This window comes from Achromobacter piechaudii NBRC 102461, from assembly GCF_001571245.1.
GTDB lineage: Bacteria > Pseudomonadota > Gammaproteobacteria > Burkholderiales > Burkholderiaceae_B > Achromobacter > Achromobacter piechaudii.
Map to the genome: position 1 here is coordinate 172,149 of NZ_BCTK01000013.1, position 14,358 is coordinate 186,506.

At 64.3% G+C, this 14,358-nt stretch carries 15 protein-coding genes; 3 read left to right on the top strand and 12 right to left on the bottom strand.

Going from position 1 to position 14,358, the window contains the following annotated elements; genetic code table 11:
- Window positions 1–8: 8 nt before the first annotated feature.
- From API01S_RS23820 to API01S_RS23835, 4 genes are all read right to left on the bottom strand, one after another.
- On the bottom strand, window positions 9–770 hold the full coding sequence (locus API01S_RS23820) for an SDR family NAD(P)-dependent oxidoreductase (RefSeq protein WP_061306300.1): 762 nt from the start codon (window positions 768–770) through the stop codon (window positions 9–11).
- Window positions 767–1,945: an aldose 1-epimerase family protein gene (locus API01S_RS23825; RefSeq protein WP_061306301.1), complete on the bottom strand. Its 1,179-nt coding sequence runs from the start codon at window positions 1,943–1,945 to the stop codon at window positions 767–769. Before API01S_RS23825 ends, API01S_RS23820 begins: the two co-directional genes overlap by 4 nt.
- Window positions 1,946–2,070: 125 nt before the next feature.
- Window positions 2,071–2,985: a sugar phosphate isomerase/epimerase family protein gene (locus API01S_RS23830; RefSeq protein WP_050730731.1), complete on the bottom strand. Its 915-nt coding sequence runs from the start codon at window positions 2,983–2,985 to the stop codon at window positions 2,071–2,073.
- Window positions 2,986–3,017: 32 nt separating this feature from the next.
- Window positions 3,018–4,109: a Gfo/Idh/MocA family protein gene (locus tag API01S_RS23835; protein WP_061306302.1), complete on the bottom strand. Its 1,092-nt coding sequence runs from the start codon at window positions 4,107–4,109 to the stop codon at window positions 3,018–3,020.
- Window positions 4,110–4,336: 227 nt separating this feature from the next.
- Between API01S_RS23835 and API01S_RS23840 the strand changes: the two genes are divergently transcribed.
- Window positions 4,337–5,389 carry a LacI family DNA-binding transcriptional regulator gene (locus tag API01S_RS23840; protein ID WP_061306303.1) on the top strand — a complete coding sequence of 351 codons (1,053 nt, stop codon included), beginning with the start codon at window positions 4,337–4,339 and terminating at the stop codon, window positions 5,387–5,389.
- A gap of 144 nt (window positions 5,390–5,533) precedes the next feature.
- Here API01S_RS23840 and API01S_RS23845 read toward each other — a convergent pair whose 3' ends face one another.
- From API01S_RS23845 to API01S_RS23860, 4 genes are all read right to left on the bottom strand, one after another.
- Window positions 5,534–6,493: a tripartite tricarboxylate transporter substrate binding protein gene (locus tag API01S_RS23845; RefSeq protein ID WP_084802494.1), complete on the bottom strand. Its 960-nt coding sequence runs from the start codon at window positions 6,491–6,493 to the stop codon at window positions 5,534–5,536.
- Between the two features lie 37 nt (window positions 6,494–6,530).
- Window positions 6,531–7,499, bottom strand: a complete 969-nt coding sequence (locus API01S_RS23850; RefSeq protein WP_061306305.1) for a Bug family tripartite tricarboxylate transporter substrate binding protein — start codon at window positions 7,497–7,499, stop codon at window positions 6,531–6,533.
- A gap of 69 nt (window positions 7,500–7,568) precedes the next feature.
- On the bottom strand, window positions 7,569–8,264 hold the full coding sequence (locus API01S_RS23855; RefSeq protein ID WP_061306423.1) for an alpha/beta hydrolase: 696 nt from the start codon (window positions 8,262–8,264) through the stop codon (window positions 7,569–7,571).
- Window positions 8,265–8,375: 111 nt separating this feature from the next.
- The gene (locus API01S_RS23860; protein ID WP_254598623.1) at window positions 8,376–9,347 is read right to left on the bottom strand and encodes a LysR family transcriptional regulator; all 972 of its coding nucleotides are present in this window, start codon (window positions 9,345–9,347) and stop codon (window positions 8,376–8,378) included.
- 76 nt (window positions 9,348–9,423) lie between these two features.
- Here API01S_RS23860 and API01S_RS23865 point away from each other — a divergent pair, with 76 nt between their 5' ends.
- Together API01S_RS23865 and API01S_RS23870 are read left to right on the top strand one after the other, a co-directional pair.
- On the top strand, window positions 9,424–9,960 hold the full coding sequence (locus tag API01S_RS23865) for a phosphonopyruvate decarboxylase (RefSeq protein ID WP_061306307.1): 537 nt from the start codon (window positions 9,424–9,426) through the stop codon (window positions 9,958–9,960).
- Window positions 9,960–10,559, top strand: coding sequence for a thiamine pyrophosphate-dependent enzyme (locus API01S_RS23870; RefSeq protein WP_061306424.1), 600 nt, complete (start codon window positions 9,960–9,962; stop codon window positions 10,557–10,559). The genes API01S_RS23865 and API01S_RS23870 overlap by 1 nt, the downstream gene beginning before the upstream one ends.
- A gap of 89 nt (window positions 10,560–10,648) precedes the next feature.
- Here the strand turns inward: API01S_RS23870 and API01S_RS23875 are convergent, their stop codons facing one another.
- The 4 genes from API01S_RS23875 to API01S_RS23890 form a co-directional block, all read right to left on the bottom strand.
- Entirely contained in the window at window positions 10,649–11,608 is a 960-nt protein-coding gene (locus tag API01S_RS23875) for a Bug family tripartite tricarboxylate transporter substrate binding protein (RefSeq protein WP_167351736.1), read from the bottom strand.
- A 110-nt stretch (window positions 11,609–11,718) separates the two neighbouring features.
- Window positions 11,719–12,348 carry a fumarate hydratase C-terminal domain-containing protein gene (locus API01S_RS23880; RefSeq protein ID WP_061306309.1) on the bottom strand — a complete coding sequence of 210 codons (630 nt, stop codon included), beginning with the start codon at window positions 12,346–12,348 and terminating at the stop codon, window positions 11,719–11,721.
- Window positions 12,345–13,214 carry a fumarate hydratase gene (locus API01S_RS23885; RefSeq protein ID WP_156329986.1) on the bottom strand — a complete coding sequence of 290 codons (870 nt, stop codon included), beginning with the start codon at window positions 13,212–13,214 and terminating at the stop codon, window positions 12,345–12,347. The genes API01S_RS23880 and API01S_RS23885 overlap by 4 nt, the downstream gene beginning before the upstream one ends.
- Complete coding sequence (locus API01S_RS23890; RefSeq protein WP_061306310.1) at window positions 13,198–14,340, bottom strand: ketopantoate reductase family protein; 1,143 nt, start codon at window positions 14,338–14,340, stop codon at window positions 13,198–13,200. The genes API01S_RS23885 and API01S_RS23890 overlap by 17 nt, the downstream gene beginning before the upstream one ends.
- Window positions 14,341–14,358 lie beyond the last annotated feature (18 nt).

The window sequence follows — 14,358 nt, forward strand, 5'->3', positions numbered from 1 at the left end:
GATGCGCCTCAATGCATGACCCAGCCGCCGTCAACTGCCAGCGTCTGTCCGGAAATGAAACCCGCCTCGTCCGAGGCAAGGAAAACGATGGCTGCGGCGATGTCGCCTGCGTGCCCCCGGCGCTTCACCGACTGGCGTTCGAGCACCATGCGGTTGTAGCCCTCGGGATCGGGATGGATCTTCTCGGCGTCGGTGGGAAACGCACCCGGCGAGATGGCGTTGACCGTGATGCCCCACTTGCCGAATTCACGGGCGAAGGCGCGCGTGGCGCCCACCATCGCGCCCTTGGATTGCACGTAGGGCAGCAGGTTTTCCCAGCCGCCGGACAGCGTGATCGACGAGATGTTGATCACTCGGCCCCATTGCTGCTCGCGCATGCCGGGCAGCGCTGCGCGGACGATCTGAATGGCCGCCTCGACGTTCACGCGGTGCACACGCGCCAGCTCTGCGTCGCTGTATTCCTCGAATGGGCGCGAAGGGTAGATCGCCGCGTTGTTGATGACCACATCGATCGGGCCCTCGGCGGTCAGTCGCTCAAGGTGCGATTGCAGCGCGCTGGCGTCAGCGAGGTCAGCCTGAAGGATGTGAAGCTGGCCGGAAAGCCGCGCCGGCACGGTGCTGCGCAAGCGATCGATATGCCCGGCGTGGTTGTCGAGCGCGATCACACGCGCGCCGGCTTCCAGCAGCGCAATCGTGGTGTCCACACCGAAGCCGCCCGCCGCGCCCGTGTAAAGCACGCGCCGGCCTTGCAATGAAAAGCGTGCGCTCATGTGCGCCCCGCGATGGGCGCAAAGCGCCCCGACAACGGCGGATAGTCGGCCTCGGGCTGCACCGCGATTGCGCGGATGCGTGCTTCGCATGCCGCAATATCGGCGGCCGAGCCCAGCACGCTGAACGTGGTGTCGTAGCAGCGCTCTTGCCCATGTTCCAGCCAGATCAGCTCGTTGCGCTCACGCGCCGCGCCCTGGCCCAGCACATGGTTGGTCGAGGGCTCGATGCCCATCGCGTACTGGCCCGATTGCAGGTTCTGCCATTGATACTGGCAAGGGAATTGATGCTTGAAGGTGCTGACCTGCATGCCCAGGGCCAGCTTATCGTTGACCAGGGCCACCGGGACGCTGCCGTCGTCGGCGGCGGCCATCTCGTGCTGCCACACCTGCTCATGAAAACCCAGTTGCGGCGCCGGCATGCGGCGGTAGCCGACGCCCTGCTCGCGGTAGGTTTGCTCGTGCGCCGCCCACACCACATCGCGGATCGGCGCCAGATAGCGCGAGTCGGCGTCCAGCACCGGATAACCCAGATTGATGTGATAGCAGAGCATGTGCGGCGTGCGGTAGAAGCCGCGATTGACCACGCGATCCGACAGTTTGATGTCGTTGGTGCCCACCTCGATCTCGATGCGGCGGTGCAGCTCCAGGTGCTCGCCGAACACGGTGCCCTGGCTGACGACGCCCTCCGCCCACAGCACGCAGCGGTCGCCGTCCCAGCGTTCGCCGTAGCCGGTCAGGCGTGCCGGAATGGTGCCGACGCGGCCATGGATGGATTGCCTGGCGGTCTTGCGCGGGCCGTACACATAGTTGTCGGCCGGTGCGTCGTACATGAACAGGATGTGGTCCAGTCCGCAGGTGATCATGAGGCCCGAGAACGAGCGCATCCAGCCCAGCCCGCCTTCGCCTTCGTAGTCGTGCAGGCCGGGATGGCGAAAGCCCGAAGGCGACTGCCATCCCATGGCGAAGCTGCGATACTCGCAATCGGCGATGTCCATCGCGCGATCCACCAGCACCGTAAAGCGCAGGCCCGTGCCGCTGCGGAATTCCAGCATGCGGATACCGCGCTCCAGCCCGTCGTCCAGCGTCATCAGGCGTACGCCGGCAAACTGCGCAAGCTGCCCGGTGCGCGCCTCCACGTCGCGGCGCGTCATCCAGGTTCCGTAAATGTCAGGCATGAGTTCTCCCTGGCGAAGGCGCGGGTGCGCGTTTGCCGGTGTCGGTGTTCAGAATCGTGTTCGCTGGCGCGCCGCGGGCTTTATGGCATGGTGCCTCGCGGCGCGCCGCTGTTGCGGCAGGCGGCCTACAGGCCGTTCGCGCGCAGCCGCTCGTCCAGGAAGCGCTTGGCGCGCGGCACGTCGTCTTCGGTCAGGTGTTCGATGATGATGGGAATGTTGGGGTGCTTCTTCGCCAGGCGTTGCAGGTAGAGGTCGTAGTTGAGCGCGCCCAGGCCCGGGGCCGGCAACTCGATCTCGCCCACGCCACGGAAGGTATGGCTCTCGGCCGCGCCCTCGTCACCGATGTCGCTGTGCTTTTCCGACTTGTCATCGCCCGAACGCTTCACGTCCTTGGCATGTGCGATGCAGATCTTGTCGGAGAGCGCGTCGAACACCTGATTGAGCGTGCGGTCCATCTGGTCGATGTTGTGCGCTTCGAAGTAGTTCGTCGGATCCATCAAGAGGCCAAGGCCAGGGTGATCCACCTCGGCGAACATGCGCAGCGTTTCCTCGACGGAGCCCACCACGTTGTTCACGTAGGTCTCAAGCAGGAACACCGCGCCATGGTCATAGGCATGTTGCGACAGCTCCGCGATCACCGCGCGGCACTGGTCCCAGCCTTCCTCGGTCTTGTTCCTGGGGTGATGCACCCAGTCGCTGTCGGTGGCGAACGTGCCGGTTTCCGAGATCACGTAAGGCGAACCCAATTGGCGCGCGTGCGTCAGGATCTCTTTGAGATAGCCGTTGCGGCGCTGACGCTCCGCCGGGTCGGGATGAACGATATTGGTATAGGCCGAGATGCAGGACACGGGCAGGTTGTAGTTGCGGAAGGTGTCGCGGATCTGCGTGCATTTCTGCGCGGTCAGCTGTCCCGGGCCGAGCTCCATGTCCTTGAAGTGCAGGTCCAGCTGCACGGTGTTGAAGCCGTGCGAGCGGATCACCTTGGCGGTGCGTTCCAGCTCATAGGGAAAGTAGCCCGAGAAGATTCCGGTCTGGATCATGATGCTTGTCTCCGTCTGTTTTTTCTGTCTGGTTATTCAACAGCCGGCAGCCGTACTGTGCGGCTTTCGGCGATGGACGTATACGCGGCCTCGACCAGCGCCATGGTGCGTACGTTGTCGGACACGCTCAACGCAGGCTCGGTGCCGCTGGCCAGCGCGTACTGCAACTGCTCCATCACGCCGATGAAGGCATGCGGAAACCACATCGTGTCCCACGTGGGCGTGATCCAGCGCCCGTCGGTATGGCCCTGGGCCGCGCGCGAGGCGTAGCTCAGGGTCGACGGCTCGCCGGTGGGCCAGCCGATGGTGCCGCGCGCGACGCCCTCGGTGCCTTCCACGCGCCAGCGGATGTGCTGGTCGTCGGGGTATCCCTCGGCCCGCGGGCCCGACCACACATCTTCGAGCGACAACGCCAGCAGGCCGTTGCCAAAGCGCAGCGTGGTGCTTACCAGCCCGTCCTGATGCGCGAACTCGGTGCGCGGATCGGGGCGGGTGATGCTGGTGATCTCGGTGGGCTCGCCAAACAGATAACGCAGGGCATCGAGGTGATGCACGCTCATGTTCGAGAGCGTCAGCCGGTCATAGCCGCGCAAAAAATCCTGCCAGTGCGGGATCGCGTGCATGTCGATCTGCGCGAACACCGGCGTGCCCAGCACGCCCTGGTCGAGCAACTGCTTGAGCGCGCGCATCGATTGGTCGTAGCGCATGTTCTGATTGACCGACAGGATCTTGCCAGCGGCCCGCGCCTCGTCGCGCAAGGCGCGGGCTTCGTCCAGCGATAGGGCAAGGGGCTTTTGCGCCAGCACGCCGCGCACGTGCGGGGCGCGCAATGCGGCGCGAATCAACGCGGGCTGCTGGTCGGGCGGATACGCGATGTCGACGATCTCGATCTGCGGATCGGCGATCAGGGCCAGGGGATTGTCATGCACTAGCGGGATGCCGTAGCGTTCGGCGACCTTGGCCGCTTTGCTGCGGGTGCGCGACGCGATTGCCGCCACGGTGAAGCCCGCCTGCTGGTAGGCCGCCAGATGGCACTCGGCCATGATCATGCCGGCGCCGATGCAGCCGATGCGAAAACGCCGTTCCCGAACGGGCGGGTCGGGCACCAGGGTAGGGTGCGACATGTGCTCCTCCTGCCGGCCTGGTATGCCTTGTCGACTGCCTGGCATCCTGCCGTGCGGTGTTTGATGTTATTGAGCCGCGATATTCACATCAAAACAATCAGGGGTAAAGACAGATGCCGCCTATAGGGCAGCAACGTTACTTTTTTGATCACGAATGATTGCAAATGATGGTTTATGATGGCCCCGCTACCATCGTCCTGATGGTTTCTTAAGAGCCTAGTCCCCCAATGCGCCCCACCATTTCCCTCATTGCCCGTGAAGCCGGCATGTCCACCGCCACCGTGGACCGGGTGCTGAACGACCGCGACGGCGTGCGCGGCAAGACGCGCGACCGCGTGCTGGCCATCGCCAATCGCCTGGGCTACTTCGTCCAGGGCGCTGATGCGGCCAGCCAGGAAGTGCGGGTCGATTTCGTTTTGCCGGCCGGCACCAACAGCTTCATGACCGCGTTGGGCCAGCACCTGCTTGAAGAAGCCGCCACCCGCCCCGATGTGCGGGCCCGCCTGCATCTGATCGAGGGATTCGACGCCAATAAGCTCGCGCAAAAGCTCTACGAACTGCGCGACCAGACGCAGGCCGTTGGTCTCGTCGGGCTGGACCATCCCCAAGTGCGCGACGCCATCATGGCGCTGCGCGACAGCGGCGTGCATGTGAGCACCCTCGTGTCGGACATTCCGATCTCGGCGCGCCTGGGTTACGTGGGCATCGACAACCGCGCCGCAGGCCGCCTGGCCGCGCTGTTGCTGGGCCGGTTCCTGCCACAGCACACAGAGCGCAAGGTCGCGGTGTTCGTCGGGTCACTGGCGTATCGCGGCCACGAAGAGCGAGAAATGGGCTTTCGCTCGCTGCTGAGTGAAGAGTTTCCGCACCTGCGCATCGCACACATTCTTGAGATCGGCGACGACCGCGACCGCGCCTTTGCCGTCACGCAGGATCTGCTGCGCAAAGAGCCGCCGCACGCCATCTACAACATCGGCGCCGGCAATCAAGGCATCGCGCGGGCGCTGAAAGAGGCGCGCCTTGCCGAGGCGTGGCCAAGCGAGCCGCGCGCAAGCAAGACAGCCTCTGCCCATCGCATTGTCTTCGTGGGCCACGACCTCACCGAAGCCACGCGCCGCCTGCTGCTCGATCGCACCATGGACGCCGTGATCGACCAGAACCCGCGCGTCGAAGCGCGCGAGATCGTCAAGCTGCTGGTGGCGGCCGTAAAGGGCGCGCCCGAACCCAGCTACCTGCCGCGGCTTCAGGTCATCTTCCGGGAGAACATTCCGGAGCCGTGATGGGTTGGGGGCGGTGTTCAGGGCTCAGGGCCGGTCGGGCGACTTCCTGGTGTCCGTACTCGCTGCGTCCAGGGGCGCTGAGATCAATCCAGGGGGACAGCCAAGCCAGACCAAGCCCGGCCTGCTTGGCTTCAGGCCGCCTGGTTACTGGCTGCTGGCGGGTTGTTCCTGGAACGCCCGCGTTTGACGATCCAGGCTTTCCTTCCATTGTTCGCCCGGCTGAAACGCAAGTACCGCCGCGTCGCGCCCCGACGCGGCCAGGAAGGCGGGGTCTTGCAGTGTGTCTTGAAGTGCCTGCTCCAGCTTTCCCCGGATCGACTCGGGCAGATTCGCCGGCCCGCCCATGCCGCGCTCTGACGAATATCGCAACGCAATGCCGGCCTCTGCGGCCGTGGGGATGGTTCCGTTGTGACGCTTGTCGCTGGTGATGGCGATGGCCGCGAAGGGACCGTTCGGATCGGTCAGTTCCGGCACTTCACTGACCGTGATCAGGCCGTAGTCGATGTGATTGCCGAGCATGCCCAAGCGGATGTCGCCGCCGCCCTTGAACGGAATGCTGTTGCCGCGTACGCCCTGACTGTGCTCAAGGTCCATCAGCGCGAGGTGTCCCGTCGTGCCGTCGCCGCTGTGCCCGAAGGACAGCGATTCGGACGATTGCCTGAGCTTTTGCACCAAGCCCGGCAGATCGTCTGGCGCGCTTGATCCGCGCCGCTTGATGAACAACAGCGGATCGTCGACCAGGCGGGCGATCAGGCGGATATCTTCGGGCTTGTACTTCGCGCCCTTGCGCAGGGGCAGATACACGAAGCCCGGAGCGTTGATCATGCCCAACGTGTAGCCGTCCGGCTTTGCCGCTGCGACGTAACGCACGGCGATCTCGCCGCCTGCGCCGGGCTTGTTGATGACGATGATCCGCGCATTGGCGCCAAGACGCTTCTCCAAGTGCTGCGCCACCAACCGGGCCATGACGTCCGTGCCCCCGCCAGGCGCAAACCCTACGACGAGCTCGATCGGGCGATCATCCGGCCAGGCGGCGCAGGCCGCGTTGGCAACCAACGCCAGCGTTCCGGCCGCGAAAATCCGTTTCAAGGTAAGTGCTTTCATGCTGTCTCCCCAAGCGGCTGCTGTGAGCCGTTATTCCCTAGTTGACCTGAATGCCTGCCGACAGGATGAGCTTGCGATACCGGTCCAATTCCTGCGCCCAGAACGCAGTGAAGGCAGCCGGCGTGCTCTGCCGCAATTCCGCGCCCATCGCGATCAACCGTTGTGAATAGTCGGGATCCGACATCACGGCGTTCAGCGCGCCGCTCAGTTTGTCCACGATGGGGGCGGGCGTGCCGGCTGGCGCCGCCAGGCCGAACCACGTTGTCAGCTGCATCCCCGCCATGCCCAGCTCCTCGAACGTCGGCACGTCGGGGATGGCCTTGAGCCGCGTATCCGATGCGACGGCCAATGCGCGCACGCGCCCGCTCTGGATGTGGCCAATTGCGCCGTTGTCGAACATGAAGTCGAGCCGCCCGCCCATCAGGTCGGTCAGCGCGGGGTTGTTGCCCTTGTAGGGAACGTGAGTGACCTTGATTCCGTTGATCGAACTGAAAAGTTCGCCGGACAGGTGCCCGGAATTACCTGTGCCGCCGGAGCCATACGACAGCGTGCCGGGCTGCTTGCGCGCAGCAGCCACGACGTCGGCGGGACGTTTGAAGGGGGACTCGGCGGAAACGATCAGTACGCTGGGCACCAGCGCGACCTCACCGATGGGTGTGAAATCCTTGATGGGGTCGAAATGAACCTTGGCGTAGAGATTGGGCGCCGACACGTTCGCCGAACTGCTGGCGAGCAGCAGGGTGTAGCCGTCTGGCGCGGCGCGCGCGAACTGCGTGGTCGCGATCGTGCCGGATGCACCGGCCAGGTTTTCCACGACAACCGTCGCGTTCAGGCGTTTGCCCAAGGCATTGCCCAACGATCGGCCGATAGTGTCCGCCGAGCCGCCTGCGGGCCATGGCACGATAAGTCGTATCGGCTTGTCCGGGTACGGTGCGGCAGCCAGTGCCATGGCGCTGAACGCGGATGCCAGGGCGCCGCACGCCCAACGCCTGATGGGAAAGCGCATGTTTGTCTCCTTGGTGGATCCTCCCTCTTGCTCATTGGCGTATCGGGGAGGTGTAGGCAAGAGCCACGATCAATCTGTACGAGCCTTGGCGGACTCCTTGGGAAGGTGCGCAAGGACGAGGGACAGCAGCACGTCCTGCGAATGATTGAAGAAATGGTCGGCACCCGGGACCACGATGATGGGATGCGAGGTGGGACGCGCCCAGTCCAGCAATGGGGGCAAGGGCGCCTGCGCGTCCATTTCTCCATGAATCAACACGACATCGGCAGGCAGGGGCGGCGTGTTGTAGACGCGGTCCCCTTCGACCGTGCCGACCGGCAGGCCGGCAAGAATGGCGACGGTGGGCGCCACGCCGCTGTCGGCCAGCACGCGGATCGCGCGGGCAAGCACATAGGCGCCAAAAGAAAAGCCGATCAATGCCAATGGCGCCCGCCCGGATTCGTGGCGCACCGCCTCTACCACGGTCAGGATGTCCAGGGTCTCGCCCACGCCGTGGTCGTAGATGCCGGCGCTATTTCCGACGCCCCGAAAGCTGGGGCGCAGGACGAGCCATCCTGCATCGCGCAGGCCGTGAGCGAGCTTGTGCGGAATCTTGTGGCGGGGGCTGCCGCCCAGCAGGGGTTGGGGGTGCGTGACGATCGCCATGCCCACAGGCGGTGCGACGGGGCGGTCGATAAGCACTTCGAGCGCACCGGCGGGGCCGGGCATCAACCGTGATTCCGTTTTACCGGTGGACGGCTGGTCCAGGTCGATGAGAGGAGGCATGTTGACCACATAACGCAATCGGGATGCCCCAGATTAATCCGTTATGAAAATGCTGAATAAATAGAATTTCGTGATGGATATGATCACACCGGGAGATGGCGCAGCGGCGGGCTATTTGGCGAGCCATCGCGCTGAAGGCCAGCGATCCTGCCGGACCGCGTCGCGTGCGCACTGGAGCAGTTCGTTCATGACGCAGTGCACAGAATTTGCCACTGCGCGCGTCGCGGGTTGCGCCAGCACGATGCGACGCACCAGAAGCGGGTCGACGACCGGAGCCGCCGCCAGGATTCCCCGATCCACATCGTCGGCCACTGCAATCGAGGGCAGGATGGTGTAGCCATGGCCGTCCAGCACCAGACGCTTCTGCACGCTCATCGCGTTGGTCTCAGCCACGATATGTAGATCCGTTTCCTGCGCGCGCGCGGCTTGCTCGACAAGCGAGCGCAGACCATGCGGCGCGCTCGGCAGCACCAGCGGACGCCCGATGATGTCGGCCATGCGCACGGGTTTGCGCTTGTCCAGCCCGCTTGTCGGCGGGCCCACGAACCACAGGCTTTCTTCCAGCAACGGCCGGAACTTCAAGGCTGGGTTCGGCTTGGAGTCGTAGAGCAGCGCAAAGTCCACGTCGCCGGTTTCCAGCCAGGATTGCAGGTGCCCGGCGTAGCCGGCCGTCAATCGCAGGCGAATGCCCGGGTAGTGGGCCGTCACCGCACTGAGCAACGCACTGGACAGCATGTCCGCAGTGCTGGGCAACAGGCCGACGGTGACGATGCCTCCCACGGTCCCGCTGGACGGCCGGATCTCGGCCCGCGCCCGATCCAGCTCGTTCAAGGCGCGGCGGGCGTAGTCCTCAAGCGTCTTGCCGGCATCCGTCAGCTCCATCCCAAGGCGGCCGCGAGTGAAAAGCGGCGCACCGATGTCATCTTCCAGCAGCTTTAACTGGCGCGAGACCGCTGGCTGCACGATGTTCAGCAGACGCGCGGCGCTGGTCACGCTGCCAGTCTCCGCCACGGTCACGAACGCCTTCAATTGCTTCAGATCCATCCCTGCCTCCGGGGTATGCAGATGGGTGATGAGATCCATCAACAAATTCTATTTAGTTTGCGATTCTATAGCGATATAAGATGGATCGAACGACTCAGCCCCTGGGAACAGAACCATGACTTCGACCACTACCGAGGCGCCGGCTTGGCAGCAAGCCGTGTTTGACGCCTTGAAATCCGGCGGCATCCGCCAGATTGCCTATGTGCCGGACGCCGGCCATGCCTATGCCATTCGGCAGGCGCAGCTGGACCCGGACATCAACGACGTCGTTCTGACGACGGAAGAGGAGGGCGTGGCGGTGGTCAGCGGTGCGTGGCTTGGCGGCCAGCGCGCCGCGCTGCTGATGCAAAGCAGCGGCGTCGGCAATTGCGTGAACATGTTTTCGTTGCTGCGCAGCTGCAACTTTCCCTTCCTGACGCTGGTGACCATGCGCGGAGAGTACGCCGAGTTCAATCCGTGGCAGGGCCCGATGGGCAAGACGACCCAGCAGGCGCTGGAACTGATGGGCATCACGGTACTTAGGGCTTCGAATCCCGAGGAGGTCGGCGAGATCGTCAGCGCCGCGCTCGATTCCGCCTTTCTGGCGGGCGAACAGGTGGCCGTACTGCTATCGCAGACCTTGATCGGACGCAAGAAATGGGAGCGCAACTGATGTCGACCAACATGAACTCATCCGGCGCCGCCGAGCGCCGCGCCTTCGTGTCGCAACTGATCGCCGCTGCTCCTGACGCGTTGGTCATTTCCGGCCTGGGGTCGCCGTCCTATGACGTCTTTGCCGCCGGCGACCGGGACCACAACTTCTATCTCTGGGGCGCCATGGGCGGCGCCGCGGCAATGGGACTTGGGCTGGCGCTGGCGCAGCCCGAGCGCTCGGTCGTCGTGATAACGGGGGATGGCGAACAATTGATGGGTGTCGGCACGCTGGGCACGATCGGCGCCAAACAACCAAAGAACCTGACGATCGTCGTGCTGGACAACGGCCACTTCGGCGAAACCGGGATGCAGCGCAGCCACACCAGCCTGGGCACCGACCTGGTCGCGGTGGCCCGAGGATTCGGCATCAAGGACGCCTTCAGCATCCGCGAAACGGATCAGGCGAGCGAGGTCGTGGAACGGGTGAAGGCCCGGCGCAGCGTAGCGTTCGTGCAGGTGTTCATCCGGCCCGACGAGCCGCCGCGCGCGCTTCCTCCGCGCGATGGCGTCCACGTCAAGAACCGGTTTCGGGCCGCCTTGGACTTGCCCACATTCTGAGCGGATGCGGCCACGCAGGCCGGCCCAGTCACCACGCTGCCGCAGGGGCCGGCATGCGGCAATGATGCAGCCGCATCTTCGTCCAATTTCTAGTCCATCCGCACTCCGGCCTGCTTGGCCAGCTTGCCCCATTTCTGGCTCTCGTTTCGAATGAAGATGGCGAACTCCTGGGGTGTGCCTCCCATCGGATCGGCGCCTTGCCCTTTGATGAACGCGTCGACCTCGGGGGCGCGCAACACGCGGTTCAGCGCGGCGTTGATCTTCTCCACCACGTCTTTGGGCAATTGTGCGGGTCCCATGATGCCGTACCAGGTCCCGCTGATCACATCTGGCAGGCCTTCCTCGTTCGTCGTGGGCACCTGAGGCAGAGTGGCGATGCGATTGGAAGAAGTGACCGCCAGCGCGCGTAGCCGGTTGTCGGCAATGAAGGCGGACACGGCGGGCGCGTCCGCGACCATCATGTCGACGGTGCCGCCGATGACGTCGGCAATGGCGGGCGCGGCGCCACGATAGGGGATATGCGTGATGGACACGCCCGCGGAACGCTTCAGCAATTCCGCGCCGAGTTGCGTGGTGGTTCCATTGCCCGCCGACGCAAAGTTCAACGTATCCGGCTTGGCCTTGGCTGCCGCCAACAGGCTGGAGAGCGAGGTGTAGGGGCTTTTGGCGGCCACCACCACGACCTGCGGCGTGTTCACCGCCAGACCGACGGCGACGAGATCCCGGTCCGGGTTGTAATTGACGTTCTTTGTGATGGCGGGAATGATCACCAGGGCGCCGGTCGATGAAAAAAGGATGGTGTGACCATCCGAGGCCTTGGCCACTTCGGCCGCACCTAGCGTGCCGCCCGCGCCGGCGCGATTCTCCACGATCACCGTCTGTCCCAGCTCGGGGCCCAGGCGCGCCGAGATAAAACGGGCTAGCGCGTCGGCGGGTCCTCCCGGCGCGAACGGGACGATCAGACGAATCGGTTGTCTTGGCCACGATACCTGTTGGGCTTGAACAGCCGAAGAAAGCGGCAGCCCGCCGCAGACGATCAAACTGGCCAATAGGGCCGAGACTGCGCGGCGCCGAGCCGGACTCTGGGGAATTGTCATGATGTCTCCTGTTATTGATTTGTTGTGGCCGCCGTGACGCTGGCAGCCCGGTCCTTGCTGATTCAGCTTTCGGGTGGCATGCGCGTGCGCGCCAGCTCCGCCAGGATCTCGGGAAGTCTCTGCCGCGCGCTGAGGCGGACATCCTCGTACAGACTGTTGCCGTGGGCGTCGATTCCCACCGTGGCGGGCCCCAGGCCTTCGACGCGCAGGCGCACGATGCGGTAGTGGGTCAACATGTCGGGCCATCCGACTTCGACGACTTCCTTCACGGCCAAGGTGAGCGGCGTGCAGCCTCCGCCGAGGAATGACAGATATACGCCGCCCGTAAGCCGCAGCGCCTGGACGCTCGCCGAATCCAGGCCGCCCTTGCCGCCGACGGCGTGCAGGCCTAATTCCCGGATCAGCGTGGGCATGTAGGGGTTGAAGCGCGTGCTGGTCGTCGGGTTGATGTAGCGCACGTCGAAATGGTCGCCGCGTTGTTCGCTGTAACTGCCGATATGGAACAGGCTTTGATCCCGCATCGCCAGCGGCAGCGGTTCATGCCCCTCCAGCGCGCGCAGTAGTCGCTGGTGCGTGGGCAGTCCAGCCGTCACCAGGATTTCTCCGTCGAGTACCACCAGGTCGCCCACGCGCAGCTTGCGCGCGGCCTCGGCGGAAAGCGGGAAGCGCATTCGGTGCAGGGATGGCGTCATTCGATCACCTCAACGCGGCCATCGTTATGCAGGCGAGCCCGCGTGCGTCGGTTGATCCAGCAGTTGAACGCGACCGCTACAGGGATGAATCCGTGCCCCGCAGCGTAGTTGACGTGCACGGCGTAGGCGGTGCTTGTTCCGCCCGTGCCCATGGGGCCAAACCCGGTCTGGTTTACCGCGGCTGCCAGCCGGCGCTCCATATCTGCCACGAATGGCTCGGGATGAACCTCGCCGATGGGACGCAGCGTGGCTTCCTTGGCCATTTTGGCGGCGTAGTCAAAGGTTCCGCCAATTCCCACGCCAACGACCACGGGCGGGCAGGGCTGGGTGCCGGCTTCCATCACGGCCTCCATGATGAAAGCTTCGATGGTCGCCAGGTCGGGGAAACTGAATATCTTTAGCGCTGCCCACCGCCCTGAACCCAGTGCCTTGGGACTGCAGGTGATGTCCAGGCAATCGCTGCCATCGACCATGTCGAACGTAATGATGGGCATGCCGGGGCCGGTGTGGCCGCGTTGCAGGGTCAGCGGATGCGTGACATGGGGAAGCAGCGGCGGGTTGATGGTGTCCACCAGCGCTTCATAGCCGTCGACGATCGCCCGGCGCAGATCACCGTCCAGCTTGGCCTGCGTACCCACGCGCACGAAGTAGACGGGTATCCCTGCGTCGGAGCAGACGAAATGATTGGATTGCCTGGCTGCATCGGCGCTTTGCAGCATGATCCGCAGCGTGTGCCGGGCGGTTTGATTTGATTCGCGCTGTTCAGCTTGCGCAAGCGCCTGGCGAGTGTCAGCAGGGATGCCGCGCAGCGATCGGTCGAACAGCTCGGCGCACACGGAGGCGATCAGTTCAGCGGAGATTGCCATGGGGCGTCTCCGTATTCGATGGCGCAACCAGGGACCGGGCTCGGAGCGCCGCCAACGCATGAACCGTGCGGCAGTGAGGCATGTTCACGTCCGTTCGCACGGCCAGCTCGATCGCCGCGCCCAGGATGGCAGCCAGCTCGATTGGACGTCCTGCCTCGGCGTCCTGAAGCATGGACGTTTTCACGTGGCCAAGGCGCCGCGTCGTTGCGATACGTTCCGCGGGCGACACCGCTGGTGCGATACCCAGGGACTGACCAAGCGCCAGCAACTCGCTCATCATTTCCGTGAACACGCCATGTACGCCTGGATCGTCGATCATGACGTCGGTAGCGCAATGGGTCAGTACGCTTACGGGGTTGAAGCATGCGTTGCCCAGCAGTTTGTTCCAGACTTCTGTGCGGATGTCTCCTGTCGTATGGGCGTCCAGCCCGCAATGGCGTAGCAGCTTCACCCATTGCGACAGCCGTTCTTCGTCGGAATCTGACACGACATTGCCGAAAACCAGCCGCGAGCCCGCGCCGTGCCGGGCGAGGCCGGGCTCGGGGCAGGAACAGGACGGGTACACGACCGCGCCGATGATCCGCTCTGGCCGAATCGCGTTGCCGAGTTCGCCATGCGGGTCCGTGCTGGTCAGCGGCTCTGCCAGCGAAGTTTGGCCCGCACCGAACCACCACGGAAGACCATTTATCGCTGGCACGACGATCGTCTCCGGGCCGACCACGCGCGCCAGCAGAGGAGCGAGCGACGGCAGGGAATGGGATTTGACTGCCAGCAGGACGACGTCCGGTATCCATGGGTCGTCCTGCCCGAAGCCGCTAACGACGTCGGTGTCGAAGGCGGGAACGCTTTCGACAATCCGCCGCCCGTCTATATCGAGTCGCCAGCCGTGCTTCCTGATGGCGGCCAGCGTCTGACCTCGTGCAATGACGCGGACATCGACACCAGAATGCGCCAGTTGGACACCAAGAAAGCCGCCGATGGCGCCCGCGCCGATGACGCAGACCCGCGATAAGGGGTTGGGTCGGAGATCAACAGAACTCTTTTCCATGCTTTGATCCTTCGGGAAAGTACTGAATTGAATCCGTTGCTCCGCCGCGGGATAAATGAATTCTTCGGCTAGACTCATAAGTTCCACTTATAAATA